This window comes from Mesorhizobium sp. M8A.F.Ca.ET.161.01.1.1, from assembly GCF_004792105.1.
In the GTDB taxonomy this organism is placed as follows: domain Bacteria; phylum Pseudomonadota; class Alphaproteobacteria; order Rhizobiales; family Rhizobiaceae; genus Mesorhizobium.
The window spans coordinates 1-325 of record NZ_SRTD01000294.1 but is presented as its reverse complement, the minus strand read 5'-3'; the positions used below and the strand labels follow the sequence as shown (position 1 = coordinate 325).

1 protein-coding gene is annotated in these 325 nt (G+C 58.8%); it reads right to left on the bottom strand.

All coding sequences use genetic code 11. The features are described 5' to 3' along the window. On the bottom strand, positions 1–325 hold a 325-nt coding region (locus EN804_RS35775; protein WP_189602210.1), incomplete at both ends, for an N-acetylmuramoyl-L-alanine amidase.

The following is a 325-nucleotide window of genomic DNA, read 5'->3' as shown; positions in this document are numbered from 1 at the left end:
CGCCCGACGGCTGTTGCCAGCATATCGGCCACCTTCTTGCGCCACTCCGCATCGAGAACCAGCTTCTCGTCGTCAGGATTGGAAAGGAAACCAAGCTCGAGAAGCACCGATGGCACGTCATGGGCGCGCAACACCATGAAACCGGCGTAACGATGTGGATTGTTGATGAGGCCAACCTGCCCCTCGAAGGAAGAAACGATGTTTTCGGCGAGTGTCACCGAGAACGCCTGGGTTTCCCGGCGCGTGAAATCGAGGAGAATATCGGCGACTTCCGGCGGCTCGCTGGAAACGGCGACACCGGCGATCTGGTCGGACTTGTTTTCAC